Origin of the sequence: Paenibacillus sp. YPG26 (genome assembly GCF_023704175.1) — a bacterium.
Classification (GTDB): Bacteria; Bacillota; Bacilli; order Paenibacillales; family Paenibacillaceae; genus Fontibacillus.
This window is the reverse complement of record NZ_CP084530.1, coordinates 40,343-65,931: the sequence shown is the minus strand read 5'-3', so window position 1 is coordinate 65,931 and position 25,589 is coordinate 40,343. Positions and strand designations below refer to the sequence as shown.

At 51.8% G+C, this 25,589-nt stretch carries 21 protein-coding genes; all 21 read right to left on the bottom strand.

Features of this window, described 5'->3' with window-relative positions; genetic code table 11:
* Positions 1-100: 100 nt before the first annotated feature.
* Positions 101-868, bottom strand: coding sequence for a type III pantothenate kinase (locus LDO05_RS00310; protein ID WP_251376916.1), 768 nt, complete (start codon positions 866-868; stop codon positions 101-103).
* Positions 869-873: 5 nt separating this feature from the next.
* Complete coding sequence (gene nadC, locus LDO05_RS00305; RefSeq protein ID WP_251376915.1) at positions 874-1,740, bottom strand: carboxylating nicotinate-nucleotide diphosphorylase; 867 nt, start codon at positions 1,738-1,740, stop codon at positions 874-876.
* Positions 1,730-3,346: an L-aspartate oxidase gene (gene nadB / locus LDO05_RS00300; RefSeq protein WP_251378560.1), complete on the bottom strand. Its 1,617-nt coding sequence runs from the start codon at positions 3,344-3,346 to the stop codon at positions 1,730-1,732. The genes nadC and nadB overlap by 11 nt, the downstream gene beginning before the upstream one ends.
* 38 nt (positions 3,347-3,384) lie before the next feature.
* Positions 3,385-4,323, bottom strand: coding sequence for a quinolinate synthase NadA (gene nadA / locus LDO05_RS00295; protein ID WP_251376914.1), 939 nt, complete (start codon positions 4,321-4,323; stop codon positions 3,385-3,387).
* 242 nt (positions 4,324-4,565) lie between these two features.
* Entirely contained in the window at positions 4,566-6,677 is a 2,112-nt protein-coding gene (ftsH, locus tag LDO05_RS00290) for an ATP-dependent zinc metalloprotease FtsH (RefSeq protein ID WP_251376913.1), read from the bottom strand.
* A 100-nt stretch (positions 6,678-6,777) separates the two neighbouring features.
* Entirely contained in the window at positions 6,778-7,317 is a 540-nt protein-coding gene (hpt, locus tag LDO05_RS00285) for a hypoxanthine phosphoribosyltransferase (RefSeq protein WP_251376912.1), read from the bottom strand.
* Positions 7,318-7,382: 65 nt separating this feature from the next.
* Positions 7,383-8,816 (bottom strand): tRNA lysidine(34) synthetase TilS, encoded by a 1,434-nt coding sequence (gene tilS / locus LDO05_RS00280; RefSeq protein ID WP_251376911.1) that lies wholly within the window; start codon positions 8,814-8,816, stop codon positions 7,383-7,385.
* 55 nt (positions 8,817-8,871) lie between these two features.
* Entirely contained in the window at positions 8,872-9,801 is a 930-nt protein-coding gene (locus LDO05_RS00275) for a serine/threonine protein kinase (protein WP_481857035.1), read from the bottom strand.
* Positions 9,785-10,525 carry a vWA domain-containing protein gene (locus tag LDO05_RS00270; protein WP_251376909.1) on the bottom strand — a complete coding sequence of 247 codons (741 nt, stop codon included), beginning with the start codon at positions 10,523-10,525 and terminating at the stop codon, positions 9,785-9,787. The genes LDO05_RS00275 and LDO05_RS00270 overlap by 17 nt, the downstream gene beginning before the upstream one ends.
* Positions 10,526-10,751: 226 nt before the next feature.
* Positions 10,752-13,253: a stage II sporulation protein E gene (gene spoIIE, locus LDO05_RS00265; protein WP_251376908.1), complete on the bottom strand. Its 2,502-nt coding sequence runs from the start codon at positions 13,251-13,253 to the stop codon at positions 10,752-10,754.
* A 448-nt stretch (positions 13,254-13,701) separates the two neighbouring features.
* Positions 13,702-14,196: a S1 domain-containing RNA-binding protein gene (locus LDO05_RS00260; protein ID WP_251376907.1), complete on the bottom strand. Its 495-nt coding sequence runs from the start codon at positions 14,194-14,196 to the stop codon at positions 13,702-13,704.
* A 119-nt stretch (positions 14,197-14,315) separates the two neighbouring features.
* Positions 14,316-14,663 (bottom strand): FtsB family cell division protein, encoded by a 348-nt coding sequence (locus LDO05_RS00255; RefSeq protein ID WP_251376906.1) that lies wholly within the window; start codon positions 14,661-14,663, stop codon positions 14,316-14,318.
* Between the two features lie 21 nt (positions 14,664-14,684).
* Entirely contained in the window at positions 14,685-15,254 is a 570-nt protein-coding gene (yabQ, locus tag LDO05_RS00250; protein ID WP_251376905.1) for a spore cortex biosynthesis protein YabQ, read from the bottom strand.
* Positions 15,251-15,532, bottom strand: a complete 282-nt coding sequence (yabP, locus tag LDO05_RS00245; RefSeq protein WP_251376904.1) for a sporulation protein YabP — start codon at positions 15,530-15,532, stop codon at positions 15,251-15,253. The genes yabQ and yabP overlap by 4 nt, the downstream gene beginning before the upstream one ends.
* 156 nt (positions 15,533-15,688) lie before the next feature.
* On the bottom strand, positions 15,689-15,970 hold the full coding sequence (locus LDO05_RS00240) for an RNA-binding S4 domain-containing protein (RefSeq protein ID WP_251376903.1): 282 nt from the start codon (positions 15,968-15,970) through the stop codon (positions 15,689-15,691).
* Positions 15,970-16,242, bottom strand: coding sequence for an HU family DNA-binding protein (locus LDO05_RS00235; RefSeq protein ID WP_068621727.1), 273 nt, complete (start codon positions 16,240-16,242; stop codon positions 15,970-15,972). The genes LDO05_RS00240 and LDO05_RS00235 overlap by 1 nt, the downstream gene beginning before the upstream one ends.
* 192 nt (positions 16,243-16,434) lie before the next feature.
* Positions 16,435-17,943 (bottom strand): bifunctional methyltransferase/pyrophosphohydrolase YabN, encoded by a 1,509-nt coding sequence (gene yabN / locus LDO05_RS00230; protein ID WP_251376901.1) that lies wholly within the window; start codon positions 17,941-17,943, stop codon positions 16,435-16,437.
* Between the two features lie 301 nt (positions 17,944-18,244).
* Complete coding sequence (locus LDO05_RS00225) at positions 18,245-19,951, bottom strand: putative polysaccharide biosynthesis protein (protein ID WP_251376899.1); 1,707 nt, start codon at positions 19,949-19,951, stop codon at positions 18,245-18,247.
* Between the two features lie 163 nt (positions 19,952-20,114).
* Positions 20,115-20,657 carry a stage V sporulation protein T gene (spoVT, locus tag LDO05_RS00220; protein ID WP_251376897.1) on the bottom strand — a complete coding sequence of 181 codons (543 nt, stop codon included), beginning with the start codon at positions 20,655-20,657 and terminating at the stop codon, positions 20,115-20,117.
* Between the two features lie 240 nt (positions 20,658-20,897).
* Positions 20,898-22,028, bottom strand: coding sequence for a peptidylprolyl isomerase (locus LDO05_RS00215; RefSeq protein ID WP_251376895.1), 1,131 nt, complete (start codon positions 22,026-22,028; stop codon positions 20,898-20,900).
* Entirely contained in the window at positions 22,012-25,536 is a 3,525-nt protein-coding gene (mfd, locus tag LDO05_RS00210; protein ID WP_251376893.1) for a transcription-repair coupling factor, read from the bottom strand. The genes LDO05_RS00215 and mfd overlap by 17 nt, the downstream gene beginning before the upstream one ends.
* Positions 25,537-25,589: the final 53 nt, after the last annotated feature.

The following is a 25,589-nucleotide window of genomic DNA, read 5'->3' as shown; positions in this document are numbered from 1 at the left end:
TCCGTTACGCCTCCTCATAGTTCTCAGATGTACCAGCTTAGTATATGGAGATAGTCCGGCTTCATGTCCCGGAAGAGGTCCTGTACGTTCCACCCTCCGATTAACAATTCCGTTCATAAATCAGTCTTAGTCCTTCTAGGGTGAGCAGCGGATTGACCTCTTCAATGCTGCTTGTCTCGCTGGCAATAAGGCCCGCCAGTCCACCCGTGGCTACTACTTTAGGCTTCGTGTTCATCTCGCTGCGTATTCTTCCAACAATTCCATCCACCTGACCCGCATATCCAAAAATAATACCCGCCTGCATGGCATGAATCGTATTGCGTCCTATCACCTTTTTGGGCTTCTCCAGCTCAATGCGCGGCAGCTTCGACGCGCGCTGATAGAGCGCTTCAGTGGCAATGCCAAGGCCCGGCACAATAGCGCCGCCCAAATAATTGCCTTTTTCATCTATACAATCGAAAGTCGTCGCCGTACCGAAATCAACCACGACCAAAGGGCCGCCGCCATACAGCTCTACAGCTGCCACCGCATTGACAATCCGGTCGGCACCGACCTCCCGCGGATTCTCATACCGCAAATTAAGCCCTGTCTTGATCCCCGGGCCCACGATAAGCGGGGCTTTCTTCAAATAAGTCTCACACATCTGCTCCAGCACATGCATCAGCGGAGGAACGACGGAAGATATAATCACACCTTCTATATCCCGTACATCAATATGCGACATTTGAAACAGATTATGTATCAAAACGCCATATTCATCCCCCGTAGACTGCCGGTTGGTTCCCAACCTGAAATGGTGCAGCAGCTCACGGTTCTTGTAGATTCCGAGTACAATGTTCGTATTGCCCACGTCAACCACAAGGATCATGGCTCTCACCTCACTTTCTTGTCATTCAAATCCAGACTGATGTCCAGACTTTCAAAAGAGTAAGTTAGCCTGCCTACAGAAATTACATCTACTCCGCTTTCCGCAATTCCCCTTAAGGTAGCCAGCGATACATTCCCCGAAGCCTCCACCGTAACATGGGGAGCCGATGATTTGATCCGCTGAACCGCCTGCTTCATTAATTCCGGCTGCATATTATCGAGCATGATAATGTCTGCTCCGGCCGCAAGCGCCTCCTCGACCTGCTCCATATTCTCGGTCTCGACTTCGATTGTCATCGTGTGCGGAATATTCGCCCGTGCCCGGCCGACAGCCTGAGCGATACCGCCTGCTCCCTTGATATGATTGTCCTTAATCATAACGGCATCATACAAGCCAAACCGGTGGTTCGCACCTCCACCCATGCGTACGGCATACTTCTCCAGCATCCGGTGACCCGGAGTTGTCTTGCGCGTATCGACCAGTCTCACATCGAGCCCTTCCAGAGCATCTACATACGCGCGCGTGCGCGTTGCAATCCCTGATAAGCGCTGCAGCAGATTCAAGGCGAGTCGTTCCCCGGTGAGAATGCTGTGTGTGCTGCCCTCCACTTCAATCAAGACGGTTCCCTTGGCGGCATACTGCCCTTCCTCGGCATGAGCCTTAAATGTAAGCATAGGATCCACGACTTCGAATACAAGCTGGGCGACAGGGATTCCCGCGATAATTCCATCGTCCTTGGCATGGATAATTCCCTTGGATTCATGCCCGAATGGAATAGTTACCGATGTGGTTACGTCTCCAGAACCGACATCTTCTCTTAGCCAGCTACGGACGGATTCAATCAGGCCTTCATTATATCCATTAAATATCATTGATCCCAGCCTCCAACATTCCTTTTTGATGGTGGTGAACAATGCGCTTCAGCCAGTCGGTGTCTCTGCGTTCCGGATAATCCTCCCGGTAATGTCCACCGCGGCTTTCTTGCCGGGCAAGTGCAGATTCCGTTATGAGCAGCGCACAAGTCAGCATATTCGCATACTCCAGTTCCTCACTGCGCCGCAGCTCGAATCCAAAGATATCGGTCTGCTGCTCCAATTCCTGGAGAACCTTCTTGAGCGAGTCCTCAGTCCGTCTGACTCCCGCATGCCGAACCATCGCCTTCTGAAGCTTCAGTCTACGCTCGCTAATCTTGAAGCTGGCCGGGCCCGACCGCTGAGCCTGGTAAGAGATATTCTCCCCAGCTGTCTTCAAGGGAACAAGCTCCCGGATCCGTTCCACAATCCGGCGGCCGAACACAATCGCCTCGGTTAAGGAGTTGCTGGCCAATCGGTTAGCTCCATGAATACCTGTTGAAGATACCTCGCCGCAAGCGTACAGCCGTGCGACCGAAGTCTCTCCCTGCAGATTCGTCATTACCCCGCCCATCATATAGTGTGCAGCAGGAGCAACTGGAATCCAGTCACTGGTAATATCAAGCCCGTACCGAATGCAGGTCTCATATATGGTGGGAAAACGATTCATCACCATCTCTGGGGACTTGTGTGTAATATCCAAATAGACAAAAGTGGACTTCGTGGCTTCCATCTCACTGACAATCGCCCGGGCCACAATATCCCGCGGAGCGAGCTCCAGCTGAGGATCATACTTCTCCATGAACCGGTCTCCATGAATGTTACGGAGAACTGCTCCCTCTCCTCTAACCGCTTCCGAGATCAGAAACCGCGGAGCTCCGGAATAGCTTAGGGCGGTAGGATGGAACTGGATAAATTCCATATCGCGGATAAGCGCTCCGGCACGGTAAGCAATCGCTACTCCATCCCCCGTAGCTACCTCCGGGTTTGTAGTGTAGCGGTATAGCTGCCCGGCTCCTCCGCTGCACAATACTGTCGCATCTGCACGCAAGAAGTACCTTCCACCATCAGGACCCTGGAGCAACGCACCCAAGCATTCCTCATTTTCTGTAATCAAGTCAATGACATAATGATGTTCCAGTATCTCAATATTCTGGCTCTCACGGACCTTTTGGGACAGCGCACGCACAATCTCATATCCGGTAGCATCCCCATTCGCATGAAGAATACGCCGATGGCTGTGGGCAGCTTCCTGAGTCAATGCTAATTCGCCGTCCTCCTGATCAAAGGCAGCTCCCATCCTTATAAGGTCTCTTACTCCTTCAGAGCCCTCATGGACCAGCACATCCACCGCAGGACGCAGACAGAAGTCAGCCCCTGCAAAAAGCGTATCATCCCGGTGCGACTCAGGAGAGTCCTCCTCCGAAATTACGGCCGCGATTCCCCCCTGAGCATAACGTGTATTGCTCTCCATTAAACCGTTCTTCGTAATCAGGACAACACGGCGGTCTTCACTTGCCTTAATTGCTGTGAATAAGCCCGCAATCCCCGTACCAATAACAATCACTTCTGTCTCGCGTACCGGAATTTCTCCCAGATCAAAATCCACTAAGTATTTAGGTATCATTTCGTTCACCTGTCTTTAGGGCAAGAGAGTAGCGCATGCTACTTAACTTGTAACATGCGCTCTAGGGATGCTCTGGCTTTGTCTGCAACAGCCGGAGGTACATACACTTGTGGCTGCATAGTCTCCAGACATTTAACCAGCTTCTTCAGATTATTTACTTTCATATTCGGACATACCAGAAACTTGGTAGCAAAAAAGAACTCTTTATCCGGACTATCCAATCTGAGCTGATAACCTGTACCGTCTTCTGTCCCGACAATGAACTGCTTGCATTCGGATTGCTTACAGTAATCAAGAATGGCTGTAGTGCTGCCTACAAAGTCTCCCATCTCAACGACCTCAGGACGGCACTCGGGATGAACCACGAACTGGGCCTCCGGATACTTAGCCCTCATTTCAACCACGTCTTTGACCGTCAGCATGTCATGGGTGTTGCAGTACCCTTCCCAGATGATCATCTTCTTATCGGTATGCTGCTGAACATAGGCACCCAGATTCTTGTCCGGTACCCAGATGATTTCGTCCGCATCTACAGAATTAATCACTTTCACCGCGTTAGACGAGGTGCAGCAGATATCTGTCTCTGCCTTGATCTCTGCTGAAGAGTTAATATAAGTAACGACCTTGGCATTCGGATGCTCGGCCTTCACCTTTCTTAGTCCGTCCACATTCACCATATCCGCCATTGGGCAGCCTGCCCGCTCGTCAGGAATAAGGACTGTCTTGTTCGGAGCCAGGATCTTGGCGCTTTCTCCCATAAAGTGCACTCCGCAGAATACAATGACCTCAGCATCGGTCTGTGCCGCTTTCTGGGCCAGCAAGAAAGAGTCTCCGCGAAAATCGGCGACCTCCTGGATTTCATCTCTCTGATAGTAATGAGCTAAAATAATGGCATTCCGTTCTTTCTTAAGCTGTGCAAGCCGCTCCCGAAGTTCGCGGTTCTGCTCGGCTTTGCGTTCCAAAGCTAGTGCCTCCACCAGACATCCTCCCCTGTATCTTAACAGCAATATGGATTAAATTAAGCCTCTCCCATCCGGTCTCTATGTCTATCCGGACAATCCAAAACTTTGTGCATTGTTTAACAATTAATTTACACAACGTGAGTTCTGCTGTCAATCAGCCGCAGTCCGCAAAAAAACCGGAAAACACCAAGTGTTTTCCGGTTTGCTTAGACAATTGCTTCCTATATACCTTTGTTGATCCGTCAGAAAGTTGCTAATTACAGCGGCGTGCTGCCACCATTTCCGCTTCCATCTTGATCCTTCGGCTGCGGTGGTGTTGTAGGGGCATCCTTCACGGTTCCCTCAGGTGTATCCACTGGATGATCGCCGCGGATGTCATTTGCTGAGCTTCCCGGAACATCATTCGGGATATCTCCGCTTGGACCTTGCGGCTGAGCTTCCTCATCTCTAGCTTGAATGCGTACATTCACATCTCCAATTGTATCTACAATCGGGGCGCCAGATTCCGACGATCCACTTCCGTCTCCATCCGGATCCGGAGTTAGCTTGCCTGTCTCGATCAACTGTTTGATTTGATCCAGTTCGAGTGTCTCCACCTCAAGGAGTGTTTCAGCAATGAGGTGAACCTCTTTGGAATGTTTCATCAACAGCTGCTTACAACGTTCATAGCTTTCACTGATGAAACGCTGCATTTCCTGATCGATCTCATAAGCAATGGCATCACTATAGTTCTGCTCGTGCCCAATATCACGGCCCAGGAACACTTGACCTTGGGATGTTCCGAACTGCATTGGACCCAGCTTCTCACTCATACCATACTCAACAATCATGCTGCGAACAATGCTGGTAGCCTGTTGGAAGTCACTGTAGGCACCTGTTCCGATTTCTCCGATGAACAGCTCCTCAGCTACACGTCCCCCTAGAAGGCCGGTAACCTTATCAAGCAGCTCCTGCTTGGTGACCAGCATGCGGTCTTCCTTAGGCATCATAATTACATATCCACCAGCACGGCCACGTGGAATAATAGTAACCTTGTGAACCATATCCGCATGTTCAAGGAAGTAACCCACAATCGTATGACCCGCTTCATGGAAAGCCACTATACGCTTCTCACGGTCACTGACCACGCGGCTGCGCTTCTCAGTACCCACGATAACACGGTCGATGGCTTCATCTACTTCACGCATGGAGATATCCTTGCGGTTACGGCGTGCGGCAAGCAATGCCGCTTCGTTAAGCAAGTTCTCCAGGTCTGCGCCAGTGAATCCGGTTGTACGCTTAGCGATAACATCCATGCGAACATCCTTGGTCAGAGGCTTATTACGCGCATGCACCTTAAGTACAGCTTCACGGCCCTTCACATCTGGGCGGTCAACCGTAATCTGACGGTCAAAACGTCCCGGACGAAGAAGTGCAGGGTCAAGAATATCCGCACGGTTCGTTGCAGCTACGATAATAATGCCCTCGTTGCCTCCGAATCCGTCCATTTCTACAAGCAATTGGTTGAGCGTCTGCTCACGTTCGTCATGTCCGCCGCCGAGTCCGGCACCGCGCTGACGACCTACCGCGTCAATCTCGTCAATGAAAATGATACAAGGAGCGTTCTTCTTCGCATTCTCGAACAAGTCACGGACACGGGACGCGCCGACACCGACGAACATTTCCACAAAGTCCGAACCTGAAATACTGAAGAACGGAACGCCTGCTTCACCAGCTACTGCACGGGCAAGCAAAGTCTTACCTGTACCTGGAGGGCCCACCAGAAGTACCCCTTTAGGAATACGGGCTCCGACAGCCGCGAATTTGCGGGGATCCTTCAAGAACTCAACGACTTCAACGAGCTCCTGCTTCTCTTCATCCGCACCGGCTACGTCTTCAAAGGTAACCTTCTTCTTCTCTTCATTGTATAACCGGGCCCGGCTCTTGCCAAAGTTCATAACCTTGCCGCCGCCGCCTTGAGCCTGGTTAAAGAGGAAGAAGAACAGAATGAACATAATAGCGAGCGGAACGATCGAGGTCAGGAGCGTAAGCCAAATGCTGTCGCCCTCCATTTTGTCCCAACTGTAGCTTATTTTGTTCTTCTCGCTGTAATCAGTAAGTTCAGCGACTACATTAGTATCATATGGAACATAGGTCTGAAAGCTTTCTTTGTTATCGACCTTGTTCTTGTATTTACCGGTCACCCGATATGCATAACCGTCAAATTGACCTGTCAATTCCTTGACATTGTTCGCCTGAAGCTGCTGGCGCAATTGGTCATATCTAGGGGTGTCGGCCGCTTCGCTCCCACCGCTGAGGAATTGGACGATGCCCACCACGACTAAGAAAAGAATTAAATAAAAACCAGAATTCCGGATGAACCGATTCATCCCCTACCTCCTCTCAAAACACTTAAGTTATTTTACCATAGCCTGTCTTGCCATCTCAACAATGGCTCAGGGGAGGCACTAGGCACTTGCGAGTGCTGTCTTAGCTGGTGTAGATCTCAGGCTTCAGAATCCCGATGTAAGGGAGGTTGCGGTACTTCTCGGCATAATCCAGACCATACCCGACCACGAACTCATCGGGAAGGACAAACCCGGTGTAATCCGCTTGCAGATCTACCGTCCGGCGTGCCGGTTTGTCGAACAGGGTGACTATAGTAGTGGATTTCGCATTTCGGCGCTGCAGCACATCGACCAGATAACTCAGCGTAAGCCCGCTATCTATAATATCTTCGACGATTAGCACGTCACGTCCTTCTACTGAAGTATCAAGATCCTTGATAATCTTCACCACGCCTGATGACTTCGTGGATGCACCGTAACTGGAGACAGCCATAAAGTCCAGCTCCAAAGGTACTGTTATCTCTTTAACCAAATCGGCCATGAAAATAAAGGCTCCTTTGAGGATGCAAATAACCAGCGGATTGCGACCCTCATATTCCTGACTGAGGATCTGGCCGAGCTCCGCCACTTTCTCCTGCAGCTGTTCCCGGCTGATAAGCACTTCTTGAATATCGTTCTGCAATGCAAGAACCTCCTAAGTTATACTATGAAAGCCTGACTATGGCGATAACCGGTTACCTTCCGCCTTCATGTTATCTGCACGCGCAGAATGGACGAGGTATGACTCCCTACGGCAGCGTGAGATGACCTGCGGACACCGGGCAGCCATAATATTCGGCCGGTTGCATCTGTTATAACGGGAATGGCCCAGCGGATAGATGGAGGTATTTTCTGATCAATGAAAATATCTTTAACCTTTTTGCTTCCGTTTAATCCCATGACTTTCATGACATCTCCCGGCTGACGGGAACGTATGATCAGCGGATAGTTGATCTTATCCGCATCGAACAAGGCCTCATCGTTACCGGATGCCTTCCAGTCTGATTCCCCAGACTGTGCGCCAAGCGGCCGTAAAGTAAATCTTAATTCTCTTCCGGTTTCGGGTATCGGTAATCTTGCGGGAACTTTCTCCAGACGATATGTATATTCCAGCTTAACCTTATCCGCATTCTCCGGTAAAATGGTTACCTCATCGTACTCTCTAATGCATTGCAGGCCCCCGCCTAAGTCAAGACTCCAATTGGAGGGGATATCCTGCAGAACACGCTCGCGTATGACCTCAACCTTCAGAAAGTCCAAGTCAACCGCGTTCAGAGGCAGATAATTCAATATTAGTTTAATCAACCTCCGTTGTAAAGCGACATGTAAGCGGCCGAAATCTCGTGCTGAGAAGGCAATTCCGCCTCCAGATGACCTGGCGAGCCGGGCATAGGCCTCCTCGGCCGCTTGATGCATGTAATCGTCTTCCTCACCAGCAACTTCAGCCAGGCGACTCAGCGATTCAGCCAACTGACCATTATATTGCCCCAAAAAAGGCAGCACATCCAAGCGTACAGCATTACGGGCATATTTATTACTCAGATTACTGCTGTCAGTTACATACGCCAAACCACAATTATGACACACCCGGATCAAGTCTGTCTTGTATATACGCAGCAGGGGTCTGATAAGTTCCACATTTTTTTCGCGCCGCTTGATCCTCATGCCGGCGAGTCCCGTCATCCCGGTCCCCCTCAGGAGCCGGAGCATGACCGTCTCAGCCTGATCATCCCCGTGATGGGCCAATGCGATAGCCGAAGCGCGGTATTGATCCGCGACGCTGTGAAGGAATTCATACCGCTTCTCTCTGGCGGCCGTCTGCAGGCTCATCCCGGTCTCGTCTATAAAAGCCGGTACATCATAATTGCCCAGCTCGAAGGGAATACCGAGCCTGCCTGCAGTCTCCCGAACGAATTCAGCCTCCGCATCGGACTCCGCTCCGCGAAATCCATGGTTCACATGAGCGCAGACAAGGCGAAGCGAGGAATCCGGCTCTGATGCTATATGATGGAGAGCATGCAAAAGAGCCACAGAATCCGGACCGCCGGATACTGCGACTACAATACAGTCATGAGCAGACCATAAGTCATATTTGCGCGCTATGCTGCGCACATAAGTTACAAGCTGATTCATGTCTTCCATGCAATTCTCCCCTTGCTACGTCTGCCAAGTCAACAGATGTGAACGATTAGCACTTCTAACGAAGTGTCAGATAGATGGCGCAGACAAGCATACACAATGAAATGGCAAACGCGCTCTTAAGCCAGCCTGGTGTTCTGCGGACCGATTGCCGCACGGGCTTCCGCGATATCATTCTTTTCCAGGCCTCATAAGCCTCATCCGTGTGTGCGAACCCGCCGCTGATTGCCTTCTTCAGCCAATGGGAATAAGGACGAAGACGCGGCTCTTGATTCAGAATCTGAACCAGATCAGCGGCACTCCGGGTCTGCGGAAGCTGATTCGCAGCCGACTTCAGACGGCTCTCCGACAGCATATGGATACATACCACGGCAAAAGAAAACCAGTCATACGCCGGATCAGCCGTCCGGCCTCCCGCATTCCAGAAGCCGCGGTCATACCATTCGGTGAACTGCTTCACACTTCGTCCATTCTGGCTTACACCGCCATAATCAATAAGCTCCACGTCTCCATAAGCGGATACCAGGACATTGTCAGGCTTCAGGTCACCGAATACCCAGCCCCCCTTATGCAGGGCCGCCAGCTGCTTCAGCAGATTAAGTCCGGCCAGATCCAGCCACTGTGCTCCCCGGCGGGTAAGGAATTTACTCAGCGGTTCCCCTTTCACATAGCGCATAACATAGAAAGGAATCTCTCTATCCCCCAAGGTGTAATCATCCACCTCTACCAGATAAGAAAGATCCCGATCCTCCGTGTTAGACTGAGCCTGCCGCTGCAGTGCCTTCAGCACATTGATCTCCGACTGCAGATCCAAGGCGTCGTACCCCATCTTCAGGGCATATAGATCACGAGTTCCAGCTTGCTGAACAAGATATACAATTCCATTCGCGCCCTGACCGAGAAGCCGCTGAACCACATATCGTCCTCCGCGCCAGCGCCCCGTTACAAGCGTCCCGGCCGGGATGCCGGTTCTATACGACGTAGTCACCGAGCATCCCTTCTCTTTCATCTTTATCCTCCGGCCTAGTCTGATTTCCATTTATTGTACCATATCGGAAGAAATCAATCACCTTAAGGATCGCCGGTCCGGTTGGAGTAGCCCCCCGCATCACCAGACGCTGGAACAGGCTCCGCACCCCGCCGAGATCTGAAGTCCAGTCCTGATCGAGCACCGCATCTTCTCCCCCGTGCCGGCCGGGAAAATGAAAAACGGCTATTCGGCTCATGCCTTCCCGTGCGCTCAAGCTAATCATCAAATCCCGAATCGCTTCCTCTACCGCGGCAAGCTTCGGCTTCATGCTTGCACTGGCGTCAATGAGCAGCACAACATCAAGGGGTGTTGTCTCGGTAAGCTCATCGACCACCTGTACGACTTCAGACCGCTTGTCGGGAGGAAGGTCTTCAACCGATGTTTTTCCTAAAATTTGTCTCAGTTCTTTATTAACCGCCTGCTGAATTGTCTGAACCACTGTCTTCCTAGTCATCATCTGCATCGTCTGGGCCAGCTGCCCCGTTCCAGATAAACGGCTCATTCCGCCGCCCGCTTTGGCAATCTCCTTGATCTCCAAGCCGCCAAGCTCTCCAATTGTTCCATAATCTACGATTCCGATCACATTCACGGTGATTCCTTCCTGACGTGCCAATGATGCGGTCATAACCGGGCTCTGCCCTACATTAGAGCATCCATCTGTTATTAATAGAATTTGCTTCATTTGTAATCGCCGTCCCTTCCCGATTCCAGATTCCTTGTCTCTAGTATTTCCCACTGGTCACAGGTTCAAACCTAAGAGATTGGAAGAATGAGAGGGAATGGACGGCAGCTCCCATTTCCCGGGCAATGCATACTCTTACAGAGAACCGGCAATAGCCTGGTGTCCTCTATCACAATTTCCTGAATGAGACCCACAATTCATAACGGCATACACAGGCTGCAGCAGATCAGCTAACCGTTCTTGGCCGCTCCAAGCGGTCTACTCCCGGAATATGAAGCGTAGACCACTCTGGACGACGATGATCCACTTTGGCTACTGCCACGGTCATATCATCATTAATCTGGTTCCCTTGATATCGGATGACTGCATCGAGCAGACAATCGGCAATAGCCTGAGGCTCTTCGGTTGTAATCTCCTGAATGAGACGCTTGATCCACAGCTCCTTATTCACCGCATATCCCGGTGCATCGTAAATACCATCAGTCATCATGATTAATATATCGCCTGGAAGCAGCTGTAAAGTAACCAGGTCCACCTCAATATCCTGGATAATCCCAATCGGAAGATTGCTGGCCGAGACGGAGATTACCTCATTTCCTCTCTTAATGAAGCTGGGTGAGGAGCCAATCTTCATAAAAGTTGTCCGTGCTGAATGCTCATCAATGAGCGCCATATCCACGGTTGCGTAGATTTCATCCGGTGACCGGAGCATCAGCACCGAGTTCACGGATTTGATAGCCAAGGTCTCATCCATACCTGACTGGAGCAGCTGCTCTAGAATATTCAGGGCTGTGCTGCTCTCCAGCCTCGCCCGCTCCCCATTTCCCATCCCGTCACTCAGGGCTACCGCAAAGGTCCCGTTGCCAAGCTCGGCTGCACTGAAGCTGTCTCCAGACAGAAGGTCACCCCCTTTGGCGGTTCCAGCGACTCCGGTGGAGATCTCATAAGACTTCGCTGAACCAAAGGTAACATTCGCAAGCCCCTCTTTGCCCGATGGGACCGATTCATTCATTACCGCGATGTGCTCATCCAGAATATCCGATAATAGAGGCGCTATAATCTTGCGGCACTCATCATAACCGCGGGTATACGCATGGGTGATCTCAATCTCGACATTGCCATGGTCCAGACAGATAATATCCACGCTATGAATGGACAACCCCATAATTTCCAACGCCTCCCTAATCTGCTCCTCCTGTCGGTACATCGTCTGACTCTCTCTCTTGATCTCCCTGGCCAAGTCCTCCATCACCTGGGACACCCCGGAGAGCTGCTCGGCTACCAGCTGCCGGCTGTCGTATATTTGCCGCTTCCAGTGCATATCATTCTGGTAGAGGTCATATTCCCGCTTCATAATATTCAGGACCTGGTCCGTCTTTTTGCACACTTTTCCCCATTTGACCGGGAGCTCATCATGCCGAACCTCCGGATTCTCTTCTATAGTAGTCATCATTTCGGTCATAAACTTATAAGTCTGATAGAAGTTTCCGTCCCAGCAGTGATTTTTGCGAAAACAGGTGCCGCAAGCCCCCTCGGTGGCCGCATTCATGAAATGGTCCATTTCCTCGCCCCGTCTGGCAATTTCACCCGAGCTGGATACTTGTCCGAAGCTGCGGGACAGCTGCTTGAAGACATGAGAGAACTGTGTAACCCGCTCTGCGGTAATATCCCGGATCCGCTTGGCATACTCATGCTGGGATTCCGTATAGTCCTTGGTTCCAGGCACATATTTGGCTATAAATCCGATCACCGTCTTAGGGGTCAGCATAAACAGCACTACGGCAGCGCAAGTCTCCCAGGTAGAAGTCATGACATCACCGGGACCTGTCAGATAGATCGAGAGAATGGATGAACCCAGCAGCATCCCCAGCCCTACTGACCATTTCCTGCCCTCACGCAGCATGCCGGCAAGCATACCCGAGAACGCCAGCAGGCTCATTTGGTAGATGGCTGACATATCGGCAAGGCTTAAGATAAGCCCCGTGATGACACCTACCGAGGCACCCAACGGTGCACCGCCTACCAGAGCGAACAAGAGAATAAGGTACCGGGACAGAATATGCTCCACCGACATCCCGCTAATCTCCCATCCGACCGCACCCGTCATGACAGAAGCGAGCAGTATGATCAGGCACAGAATTTCCTCATTGCGCAGATTATAGTTTTTCTTCCTATAGGTGAAGATGGGGACAGCCTGCAGAAATACCAGTGTTAGAACGAAGCTGAGCACCGCATCCATGACCGCCATGGTTAAGGGATACCAGGAAAGGGGAGGCCCGAGAAGTGCTCCGAACAGATTCACCAGAAATGCTGAGGTGAACACCATAATTGGAGCATAGGAAACTTCCGACCTCTCGAACGATTCAAGGCCTTTCTGCATCAGGAAGATGATAATCAGCTCCCAGACTACCGAGAGAAAGTGTTGATGTGGGGCGAACAGGGCACCTGCTACAACGGAGACGAAGACCGGCAGCAGAAGGTCCCGGCGCATGAAAGTGATCACGGCAAAGTAGGCAACAGCGAAAGGCGATAGCTCATTCAGGATCGTAGCCTTACCCAGCAGGAATCCCATTATAGTCAGAAGAAAAGCCCATTTGTTCGCAGCTACAAAGCGGCCTGTCTTCATGGCGGCCGAGGTCTGTCTCCATTTCAGCCACCACTTCTCCCCGCTCTCCTCCTTCGCCTTCTTCATTCCCGGAAAAGCAATCACATTCCATTTCTCCATCATGGCACCACCTTCTATGGATTTTATACAGATTGAGCTAAAGAGATGAACGTCATTCATTCCCACCTGGAGTAATGGACTCCTGTTGTCTTTAGCTCAACCTGCATAGTGAGGTATGTCTCATTATAGAAGTCTGTCTTTGGAAAGTTTGTCAGAAGGCGGGGTACGCCGCAAAAAAGTTTCCGACAAATTGAGAGGGCTTACATTTTGCCCTTGGCCCCTTGCCACCACTTGAATTAGAGCGCGCAAGCCAAATCTATGTTCGCCCTCGGATGTTCCCCTTCCTCATTACGTTCGCCCGGCGTTCTTAGCGATTTGCCCTGAGACTTACGGAAAACCGTTGGATGCTGTCGGCAAAAAAATGGAATACGCTCCCCAGCGACAAATCAGGACGACAAAAAAACCGTAAGCGCTGGGCTTACGGTCTGTTGTATTCAATATTAAAGATGAATTATACGCGCTTCGCGCCGCGTCCACCGCGTTTGCCTTCGGTGTTCTTCTTCAGCGACGAGATACGTTCTTCACTATCCTTGAGGAAGCGTGACATTTTATCTTCAAAAGAAGCTTTGCCCACTGGAGGTTTGAATGAGCGCCCTCCGCGATCCCGGTTGAAACCGCCTCCGCCACCACCAGGACGATCTCCGTCTCTGCCGCCGCCACTTGGGCGATCTGGTCTTGGTGCACGTGGAGGTCTTGGTGCTTCTACAGGCTTATCTACAGTCTGCTTGATCGAAAGCCCGATCTTACCGTCCTTATCAACGTTAATGACCTTAACAGTCACCACATCGTTGATCTTAAGATGATCGTTCACATCCTTGACGTAGTTATCGGCGATCTCCGAGATGTGTACGAGACCGGTGACACCTCCTGATAGATCCACAAATGCTCCAAAGTGCGTGATGCCTGTCACCTTGCCTTCTAACTTGGTGCCCACTTCTATTGCCATAAAATAAAATGATCCTCCCTTAAAAATGTCACCAAGATATCATGATCTTGGCTTCGGTGATTTGATTATACCGAATGAGTCATACAAGGTCAACAGACGTATGTCCTGTATGAGTTTATCTATTTCTCGTCCTCGGAAGCCGGTACACGAATTGGCACTTCTCCAGGCCTATAAAGCCCGTATTTCTTCATGGCGATCTGGCCAATGTACTCAGGATCCTTCAGACGTTCTATTTCAGTTTTGAGCTGGTTCAAGGCTTGGTTACTCTTAGCTTTGGAGTCCTGCTTCTCGGATAGTTCACGCGAGCCCGCCCCAATCTGGCTGGCCTGGGAGATGAACGTATACCCTGCCCATCCTATAAAGATGACAATGAAAGCAAGCCACAGCCTGTAACGCCTGCGGGCACCCGCATTCTTGACAGCAGCAGGTTCACTATTCTTGTTCCCATTCCCGGATACAACGCGCAAAATATCTCACCCCCAAAACCTCTAATTCTTGGTGAACCAACGGTTCCAGAGCTGAACCACCCATAGTCTTAGCTTGTCAGCCCGCTCAGGAATATGGAAGCGTCTCAACAGAGGCATGAGCATCCATCTTAAGATTCTCCATATCGGCAGCAGGGAGATACGTCCTAGAAAGAGAACAACGACCCACCCGAAGCCTAAGCACAGCTTGATGCCCTTCAGCAGAATACGAATAGGAGCAAGGATAAGCAGCTCTATTAATCGCACCACCAGGGCATAAATCCGCTTGGTTACCACCATTAACATTACCACAAAACGCTCAGTTAGAACACTTAAGAATAAAAAATATATCCAAACGCCTACAAACAAACCCAGGAACACATAGAACCGGAGTTGGCCCTGATTGCTCTGATACAGCACCCTGAATACGAAGATGGAAGCAGCCGCCCAGTAGAGCAGATCAAGGGCATGAACCGTCCAACGCGGAAAGCGGAGCTGACCCGATACAACACGGTAACTGTCAAAGGCAACCCCCAGTATTCCCCCGGACAAAAACATCCATAACAGGGTCACCCACTGCACCTGCAAATTCATTTAAACAGCTTCCCGATGAAACCCTTGGTTTTGGGCTGTGATCCGGGGTTTAAATACGATAAGGAATTCACAACTCCCTCAATAGCAACAAGCCCCTGCTCCAGATTGAGATTCTTGATATGCAGGTTCTGCCCGCGGATAGTAAGATGCCCGAGCTCCGTCTGGAGCAGGAACTCCTCACTGTCGAAGCTCTCCACGTTGTTCACGCCGGATATTTCAAGCAGCTTGCGGTTATGCATGTGCACTTCCTGCAGCTTTCCTCTACCTTGATCATTCATGGCATGTACCCCTCCCTTTACAGTAATCATCTTATGGGCGGAATACAGCCTTTAGAACTGGATGTCCTCCTCAGCTCCATAAAAACTTAAAGGGCTGTTCCCGAGGGCAGATGATCTGCCAGGGAACAGCCCTTGCAAGAGGATATACTCAAGTCACTAAGTCCAGTCCAGACCCTGCTCCTTGGCTATCGGCTCTTCTTTTACTAATGTATATAGGCTTGATGCTTCTTCCTTGCGGGTGTTCTCGGCAAGCCGCTCTACCCTAACCGTAACCAGCTTCTGCCCAAATTGAACGGTGATTTCATCGCCCACTTTGACGGAACTGCTCGGCTTGGCTTCCCGGTCATTAATCAGCACTCTACCTTGTTCGGAGACGTCCTTCGCTACGGTGCGCCGCTTAATCAGCCTGGAGACCTTCAGGAATTTATCAAGTCGCATTATTTTACCGCTTCTTTAAGCTTGTTGCCCGCTTTGAATGCAGGAACGTTGGATTCTGGAATTTCAATGGTCTTGCCAGTCTGCGGGTTGCGGCCTGTACGCCCGGAGCGCTTGCGGGTCTCGAAAGTGCCGAAGCCGATCAGTTGAACCTTGTCACCACTGGAAAGAGCATCCGTGATTTCGCCAAGAAAACCGTTAAGCACGACTTCAACGTCTCTTTTTGTCAAACCGCTTTTGCTCGAGATGTTGTTGATGAGATCTGTCTTGTTCATAAATTAAAAGCCTCCCAATATTCAAAAAAATAAAGTATATGCGGTGGTAAACAGGCTGGATAAGCCGAAAATCAACCGCGGGGTGATCCTTATGGTTATTCTTGCTTCAATAACGAATTCCTGCTTCGAACTCATTAAATTCTTCGTAATCTTCAAAAAAGCCGTGAATTGGACAATAATATCCCTTTTTCATTATACATCACGGCTGGAACGCTCTATCTTCTTGGCTTCGTCCCACAGGCGGTCCATCTCCTCGAGACTGCTCTCCGCCAACGTTCTGCCGGCTTCCTGCAGTCTGCTCTCCACATACTCGAAGCGGGAAGTGAATTTGCAGTTCACCAGACTGAGCGCTTCCTCAGGATCTGCTCCAATGAACCTGGCGACATTCACCACGGTGAACAACACATCGCCGAGCTCCAAAGCCTGCTCTGATGCCGTGTGCCCTTCTTGTACAGCCTGTCTAAGCTCAGCCAGCTCCTCATCAATCTTGCTCAGGGCACCTTCGACATTCTCCCAGTCGAACCCTGCCTTGGAAGCCTTCTTCTGGAGCTTGTAGGCCTTCATGAGTGCTGGAAGATCACGGGGAACTCCGCTCAGAGCAGACTGCTTCTCAGGCGCAATCCCCTTTCTTCTCTTCTCTTCAGCCTTCATCCCCTCCCAGTTGTTCAGAGCTTCCTCCGTATCCTCAGCGGATAAGTCTCCAAATACATGTGGATGGCGGAAGACGAGCTTGTCGTTCAGACTGCCGATCACATCATAGACCGAGAACATCCCGGTCTCTTCTTCCATCTGGGAATGCAGCATAACCTGAAGCAGCAGGTCCCCGAGCTCTTCCTGCATATGATCCGGATCATCCTCATCAATGGTTTCAATAACCTCATAAGTCTCCTCAATCAGGTTCTTGCGAATGGACTGGTGGGTCTGTTCCCTATCCCATGGGCAGCCTTCGGGACTGCGAAGGATCGTTACAATCTCATGCAGTCTCTCGAAGCTGCGCTGCCGCAGCATCTCATTATCGTCCCGTGGAATGTAGATTAAGGACAGGTTGCCGTATCCTTCAACCCGGTCGAGCTCATGTAGGGGAATCTGTCTGATCTCCTCCTGCCCGGCTACACCAAGAGCATGTCCCACCGTAACCGGATAGTCGTCCGGGTAAGTCTCCATAAGGCTCAGCTTCACATCGGAAGCCGTAAAGCTGTCGTAGACCTGCCCAATCAACGTATGTACCCTTGGTTCTACGAGCGATGCTGCAAGCTCCGACGCATCCAGCAGCTGAAACCCTTCAATCGGGTCAAAGCCGAGGCGGGTGAAGGCCACATCCAGAAAGCTCTCCCCGCCTGTGATCTCAAGCCGGATCCCCCGGTCTGTACAGCGTTCGCGCAGCAGCTTGACGGTTGACTCAGCCACCATAGGATGCCCAGGGACCGCATAGATCACTTCCTTGTCCGGCGGCAGCTCTGAGGCTGCGTCAAGCAGTTGATTCGCAATTTCATCATAGACGGACGGGAAATCATCCTTCGCTTCATATACCCCGTCAAATGACTGGAAGGATACCCCTGTCTCATCCAGCCAGCTAATGACCGGGTGATCCAGAGTCCGGACATACCGGAGCTCCGCCTGCTGGAGTTTCTTCAGGCTTCCCAGGGTCAGCTTGTCCGGATCCCCTGATCCAAGACCAATAACAACAATCGCCGCACTCACATGTATCACACTCCTGAATTCCCGCTATGGGCGGGGTTTTAATAGCTGACTTTCATTAATTTAGGTGCCCTGTGCTTTAGTATTGAACAACAAGACCTGATACTTAAGCCCGGTACTGGTAATTTCGACGATACCTGACGCATCGCAGCATCTGTTGTTGCGTAGCCGATTCTCAGATTAACAGAACTGACGAACCGTTTAAATGGACCCGATTCACCAACAGTGCGATCCTAGCGATAGCCGTTCTATCTATGTTAAATAGGTTCTCATCGTCCAGTTCAACCCGCTCCCAGCCCGCCTGCTACCGCGGCGGCAGCAGGCGGATCTTCCGAAGCAGCCTCGCGAGCTTCGGACCGATCCCCGGCAGGGCCTCGATCTCCGGCCCTGTCATCAGGCGCAGCCGCACTACGCCGGCCGCGAAGACCGCCGCGCCCAGGAAGACGCCGAGCAGACTCTCGGCGGCAGCGATGGCGCGGCCCGGCCCTAGGCCGGCTGCGTCCGCGAGCCAGCGCAGGGCGAGCACGGCCAGGGCCAGCGCGGCCACCAGCAGCGCTGGCTTCAGCACAGCGTCTGCCAGGCGCAGCCGCAGCGCTGTGGTCTTCACCAGCAGCGCGAGGCTGAGCGCTGCGGCAAGGCTGTAGGCCGCCACGCCTGCGATGGCGGCCCCGGTGATGCCAAGCTGCGGTACGAGCAGCAGGTTGAGCACGATCTTGAGTGCCGCGGCCCCTGCCAGGTACAGGGCCGGTGCCCGGACGGTGCCCAGCCCTTGCAGCAGGGCGGCCGTCAAGGCCAGCATCGTGCCCGGTGCTGCTGTGAGGGCGATCCACTGCATCGCGTCTGTTCCGGCAGCATCCTTGTAGAGCATGATGTTGATAGGCTCCGCCAGCACGGCAAGCCCGGCGGATGCCGCAAGACCGATCAGCCAGAACCAGCGCAGGGCCAGGCGCGAGTGGGATTCAATGCTCCCCTGGTCTCCCCGGAATTTGAATTCCGCCATGGCGGGAATGAACAGAACGGATAGGGAGGACGCCAGCATCGTCACAAGCTGGACAAGCGGGATCCCCCGGTTATAGATGCCCACCTGAATCATGGAACCGAGCTCATCCCATCCTCCCTGCTTCAATAGACGAGGCAGCGTGAAGGTATCCACAAGGCCCATCAGAGGCACAGCCAAGGCAGCCAGACAGATCGGAATGGCATAGGCCAGCAGCTGCTTCAGCAGTCTGCCCCCACGCGCTTCCACATCCCGCGGTTCTCCTTCACTCTGCCTTCGCCCTCCAGCTATGGGCTTAGACAGCGTATCCTCCTGACTATCCCTCCACCCGCTTCGGTCTCTCTCCCAAGAGATGACCTCAGTGCTTCTGCGGTGCTTCTGCCAGTACAGCAGCATGACCCCAAGCCCGGCGAGGCCCCCGGCTGCCGATCCGATCATCGCTCCCGCAGCCACGGTACTGTCAGAAGCGCCTGCAGCCGTATAAGTAAGCAGCAGCACAATCATAACGCCAACTCTTATGGCCTGCTCCATAACCTGTGACACCGCGGTCGGCATCATATCCTGCAAGCCTTGGAAATACCCGCGCAGCGCAGCCGAAGCCGGTACGAAGAAGAGCGCCGGCGCCGCACACCGCAGGGCGGGTACAAGCTGCTGATTGCCAATCCAATGCGCTAGCAGCGGCGCCCCGAAGTACATTCCGAGCCCCCCCGCACAGCCCAGGGTCAGCATGACCATGCCTGACAGCCGAAGCACCTCGGCGGCCCCCGCCCGATTGCCGGCGGCTTCACGCTCAGCTACGAACCTGGATACAGCCACCGGGAAGCCCGCGGTAGCGAGCGTCAGCAGCAGTGTATAAAAGGGGTAGACGGTATTATAAATGCCGAAGACCCCATCTCCTCCGATATTTTGCAGAGGGATCTTCTGCAGTGTCCCTAGCAGCTTGGTCACAATTGCCGCCAGACTTAGCAGCACTGCTCCTCTAAGCATTTTTCCGGCTGCTGTGGTTTCTTTCATGAGGTTCCCCACTTTACATTAACAATACTTAATCTTAACTATTATAATCCTTGTCCTCCCCTCATGGAAATGATCACAAAAAAACCCCCTCTGCTTGCCGGCTGTGTAGGCCAAAGAGTAGGCAGTGGGAGTTTTACTTGCAAGTAAATAAATTTATTTAGGCTTATTGCTCCATTTGTTTGCCAAGGAATCCTGCAGCCGTCTCGGCCATCTTGGATTCAAGCTGGGACATCTTCACCGATTCATCCTTGTTCACAAGGGTCACTGAGCCGATGGGATCGCCGCCTGCAATTATAGGTGCAATAACGAAGGTCGAAATCGTCTCCGCATGATCCTTAATAAGTTCATAGGTGCCGGTATTCGCTTCAACAATAATTTTGCGGTTATCCATACTGTTCTCCAGCAGCAGGCTGACCTGCTTGTCCAGATATTCCTTCTTGGAGGCTCCCGCTACCGCAATAATGGTATCCCGGTCCGAGATGAGTGTAATATGTCCTGTACTCTCATATAAGGATTCCGCATATTCTTTGGCGAAATCGCCAAGCTCCCCGATTGGTGAGTACTTCTTCAATATAACTTCCCCGTCACGATCCACAAAGATCTCAAGCGGATCACCTTCGCGAATACGCAAAGTCCGGCGGATTTCTTTAGGGATTACAACCCTGCCCAAATCATCAATACGACGTACAATTCCAGTAGCTTTCATTTCACATGTTGCCCCGCTTTCTAAAGAAGTTATTGAACTACTGTAGCTTTTATTATGAATAGAGAAGGGTCCAATCCATATGGACTGATTCAGTTAAATCCATATCACTTAGTTCTTGACCATAGTATTAGGCTGCTCCCAATTCCTTATACATTAACCTTATCCTTTAACTTTCGCACCAGGACGGGGGACAAAAAGCAGCGCGAGGATCCCGCGCTGCCCGAACCAATAAAATTACTGCTATTTACCTGTGTCTGTACCAGGTGTTGTTGCTTCGTTAGTTGAAGTCCCCTTATCTGTGGTGCCGGATGGTGTCGTTGCTGATCCACTCTTGGAAGAATCTGCAGCATCTTCCTTCTTGGTCTCCACCTTAGGCAGCTCGATCTTCTTGATGATCTTGGTAAGGCCGTTCTGCATGAAATCATCCAGCTTGGCTGAAGCCACGTTCGTCTTCAGGGAATCCTTCTGTTCCGGGGTCAGATCGTTAAGGGTCTTCTCCGTACGAGCCTCCACACGCATGATATGGTATCCATAATCGGTCTCGACCGGATCACTGATCTTGTTCAGCGGCAGTGTCAGTGCCTTCTCCTTGAACTGTGGTACCCACTCGCCCGCAGTTGCGTCTTTGTAGAGACCTCCTTGATCCTTGGAACCCGGGTCTTCGGAATATTTCTTCGCTTGCTCTGCAAAGTCAGCGCCTTTATCCAGCTTGGCCTTAACTTCCTTCGCCAGCTTGAGAGCAGCTGCCTGCTTGCGTTCCTTGCCGCTAGCATCAGTCAGACCGATGAGAATGTGACGGACGGTAACTACGCTAAAGTCACCCTTCTTCGTCTCAAACTCCTTCTTGATCTCATCCTCAGTTACTTTGGAAGTCTCACTTTCAATGACCGTGAAGACTTTAACCATATAATTTTTGAGGTCAGCTTCGGTTACCTTTTTGCTATCCAGCATCTTCTTGAACTGCTCGTCCCCCAGCTGTTTCTTCATCTGGTTGACCTGCTCGTCCGCCTTCTTCTTGCCTTCATCCTTAGACTTGTCATCCGCTTTGGAGCTCAAGTAGGCGTAGGCAATCTCCTGCTTGATGAGATAATCACGGAACTCATCCATTTGTGCGAGCTGTTCCATCTCCGGCTGCAGCAGCAGCATAATACGCTGCTCCAGATCGAACTCATTCGCTGTAATCTCGCCGCCTTCATAGGTAGCCACGACCTTGCTTGTATCCTTCTTGGTCTCGGCGGCTGTGTTCTTGGTGTTATCGGCCGGGGTTGTCTCTGATTTCTTCCCGCAACCGGCCAGTATGGAGAAGGTCAGCACCGCTATCAAAGCTACCAGCAGTGTCTTCCAGGACCTGCTATTATTTCGCAACATCATGTAATTCTCCCTTCGATTTGAATGCATCCTTAAGGGATTCAAGGAACTGTTCCAGCAGACCCATCATCTCTTTGTCACTCAAACCTTTAATTTTAATCTGAATCAGGATGCCCGTCCCTTGATTAAATTGTACACGTCTTCCGAATTGATTTCCAACTTCGGCAAATTTAGCTGGGATTAAGGCCTTCTCCCGGCCTTCGTGGAACTTCAGCAGGACTTCATCACCACGACGTGTAACCGACTCAATTCCATACTGCTTCGCATAAATCTTCAGCCTGGCCGCAGCAAGCAGATTCTCCACAGCCTCAGGCGGTTCTCCGAAACGGTCGAGAAGCTCGTCTCCAAGCTCGGATACCTCTTCAAGTGTCGTAAGCGTGGCTGCCTTTTTATAGATCTCAATTTTTTGAATACTATCATAGATATATTCAGGCGGTAAATAGGCATCAATGCTCAAATCAAGCACAGTATTCCACTCGTGCTTCTCCGGCGGCTCTTCTCCGAGGAGAGTCACCTTGCGCTTCTGAATCTCTTCCGCAAGCATCTGGGAATACAGATCGAAGCCGACCGAAGCGATGAACCCATGCTGCTCCGCACCAAGCAGATTCCCCGCTCCGCGGATAGAGAGGTCCCGCATGGCAATCTTGAAGCCGGAGCCAAGCTCCGTGAACTCCTTGATAGATTGCAGCCGCTTCTCCGCCACTTCCGTGAGCGATTTATCGCGCTGATATGTGAAGTAGGCATAGGCGATCCGATTGGAACGGCCGACCCGTCCCCGCAGCTGATACAGCTGGGAAAGGCCCATTTTGTCCGCATCATGCACAATCAGTGTATTCACGTTCGGAATATCTACCCCGGTCTCAATAATGCTCGTACTTACGAGCACATCATATTCTCCGTCCAGGAAATTCAGAATGGTCTTCTCCAGCTCCTGCTCCGACATCTGTCCATGCCCAATCCCTACCTTGGCCTCCGGCACGAGCATGGAGATTTGGGCGGCCATCTCCTGGATCCCCTGAACCCGGTTGTACAGATAGTATACCTGGCCTCCGCGGGCAAGCTCTCGCTCAATCGCCTCCCGCACAAGTGCCTGACTGTGTTCCACCACATACGTTTGTACCGGGAAGCGGTTCTCGGGAGGCGTCTCGATGACGGATAAGTCCCTTACACCCAGCATCGACATATGAAGTGTCCGCGGAATAGGCGTTGCCGTCAGCGTAAGGACATCGACATTCACCTTGAGGCGCTTGAGCTTCTCCTTGTGCGTGACGCCGAACCGCTGTTCCTCGTCCACAATCAGCAGTCCGAGGTCCTTGAACACCAGGTCCTGTGACAGCAGGCGATGGGTGCCGATCACAATATCGACCGTTCCCTGCTTGATTCCCTTGGCCGTCTCATTCTGTTCCTTCCGGCTGCGGAATCGGCTGAGCACCTGAATATTGATCGGATAGCCCGAGAACCGCTCACGGAAGGTCTCATAGTGCTGCTGTGCCAGAATCGTTGTCGGCACAAGTACAGCCACCTGCTTGCCCTCAATCGCACACTTGAATGCTGCCCGGATTGCGACCTCGGTCTTGCCGTAGCCCACGTCACCGCAGAGCAGGCGATCCATCGGACGGCTCCGCTCCATATCCTTCTTGATCTCTTCGATGGCCCGCATCTGATCACGGGTCTCATCATACGGGAACATCGCCTCGAATTCCTGCTGCTCCGGCGTATCCTTCTCGAACCCGTAACCCGGGGATGCCTGACGCTCGGCATACAGCTTGATCAATTCGTCGGCAATATCCTGTACCGAGGACTGGACCTTGCTCTTAACCCGGGTCCATTCCGTGCCGCCCAGCTTATAGACCTTGGGCTCCTTGTCTTCAGACCCTACATACTTCTGGATAAGGTCAATCTGGTCAATCGGTACGGACAGCTTGTCACCCCCGGCATACATAATATGCAGGTAATCCTTGTGAATTCCGCCAACCTCAAGGGTGCCGATGCCAATGTATTTCCCGATTCCGTGGTTCTGATGAACAACATAATCGCCGACTTTCAGTTCCGTATAGCTCTTGATCCGTTCAGCATTATCCATGCTGCGTCCAACCTTGCGGGCTTTGCGCTGCTTCTGTGAGAACATCTCTCCCTCAGTAATGACTACAAGGTGAATGGAAGGCAGCTCAAAGCCGGTCTGCAGATTGCCCTGCAGCAAGGTCGGCTCGTCAATATCGTAATCCTGGAGAACACGCCGCATACGTTCAAGGCGTTCCTCATTGCTGGCCAGCATGAGCACCTGCGCGCCGCTCTTTTTCCAGCGGTCCATCTCTGACTTCAGCACATTCATCTGTCCATGGAAATCCTGCATCGCCCTGCTGGTGAAATTCAGGATATTCTGAGGCTGTATATGCGGCACCTGACGCAGAAATAGCGACATGAAGAGGGTCTGGAATGGACGCTCATAGACAACCTTGTCACTCTCAACCGACAGAGGAAGTCCCGGAAGGCTCTTCCCGTTCTGGAACAAATGAAGATGCCACTCCGCCTCATCCCGCTCAAGCTGCTTGCCTGTCTCCAGCAGCCTTGCCGGCTCGTCTATAATCAGCAGGGTATCCTTCGGCATATAATCGTATAAGGTCTTGTTCTCGGGATAAATCAGAGAAATATATTTATAGATTTCCGGGAAACTAACGTGCTCCTTCAGAAGCTCTATCTCGCGGGAAATCTCTTCCTTCAGCTTGATCTTCGCTTGGCGGTCGGTCATCTTCTCCATCTGATCCGCAAGCCTCGCACTCACGGCCTCAGCCGCCCGGTCCAGACGCTCCCCTGTAGCGATAAGCTCCTTGCTTGGAGGGAGGAACACCTGCTTGACCTGATCCACTGACCTTTGGTCGGCGGGATCGAACGTACGAATGGAATCAATCTCATCGTCAAATAACTCAATCCGGTAGGCAAGCTTCGACGTTAGCGGATAAATATCTATAATGCCTCCGCGAACGCTCATCTCCCCCCGGTTCTCGACACGCTGAACCCGTTCGTAACCCAGTTCGACCAATTGTGTCAGGAAGGAATCCAGCTCAATCGTGCCGCCTAGTTCAAGCTTCAGCTCAGCGTTGGCAAGCATCTCGGGCACGGGTACATACCTGCGCACCCCGGAGAAAGGCACGACAACAATCCCGCGGAACCCCTGCGAGCATTTGAGCAGTACTTCTATTCTCTGAGCGAGAGTCTCGGGACTCGATACCGCAGCTTCAGCAGCCACCAGCTCATTTGCCGGATATAAGAGAACCTGCTCAGGCGACAGCGCCTCCTGCAGATCCTCGGCAATCTTTTGGGCGGAGAACATATTATGCGTGACTACCAGAATCGGCCGCTGAATTTGTTCATGCAGAGCTGCCAGCATGACCTGTCTGGAGGAGCCTGATAGACCGGAGATGAGCTGTTCCTTCATGCCGGCTGATACACCGGTGCTTAGAGACTCGAAATCCGGGTCTTTAGAAAATGCTTCTATAAGTGCTTGTAACAAGAGTTGCACCTCTCTTATGCTTACTAAGCCTTTGCCGTCAATTATAGACAGCA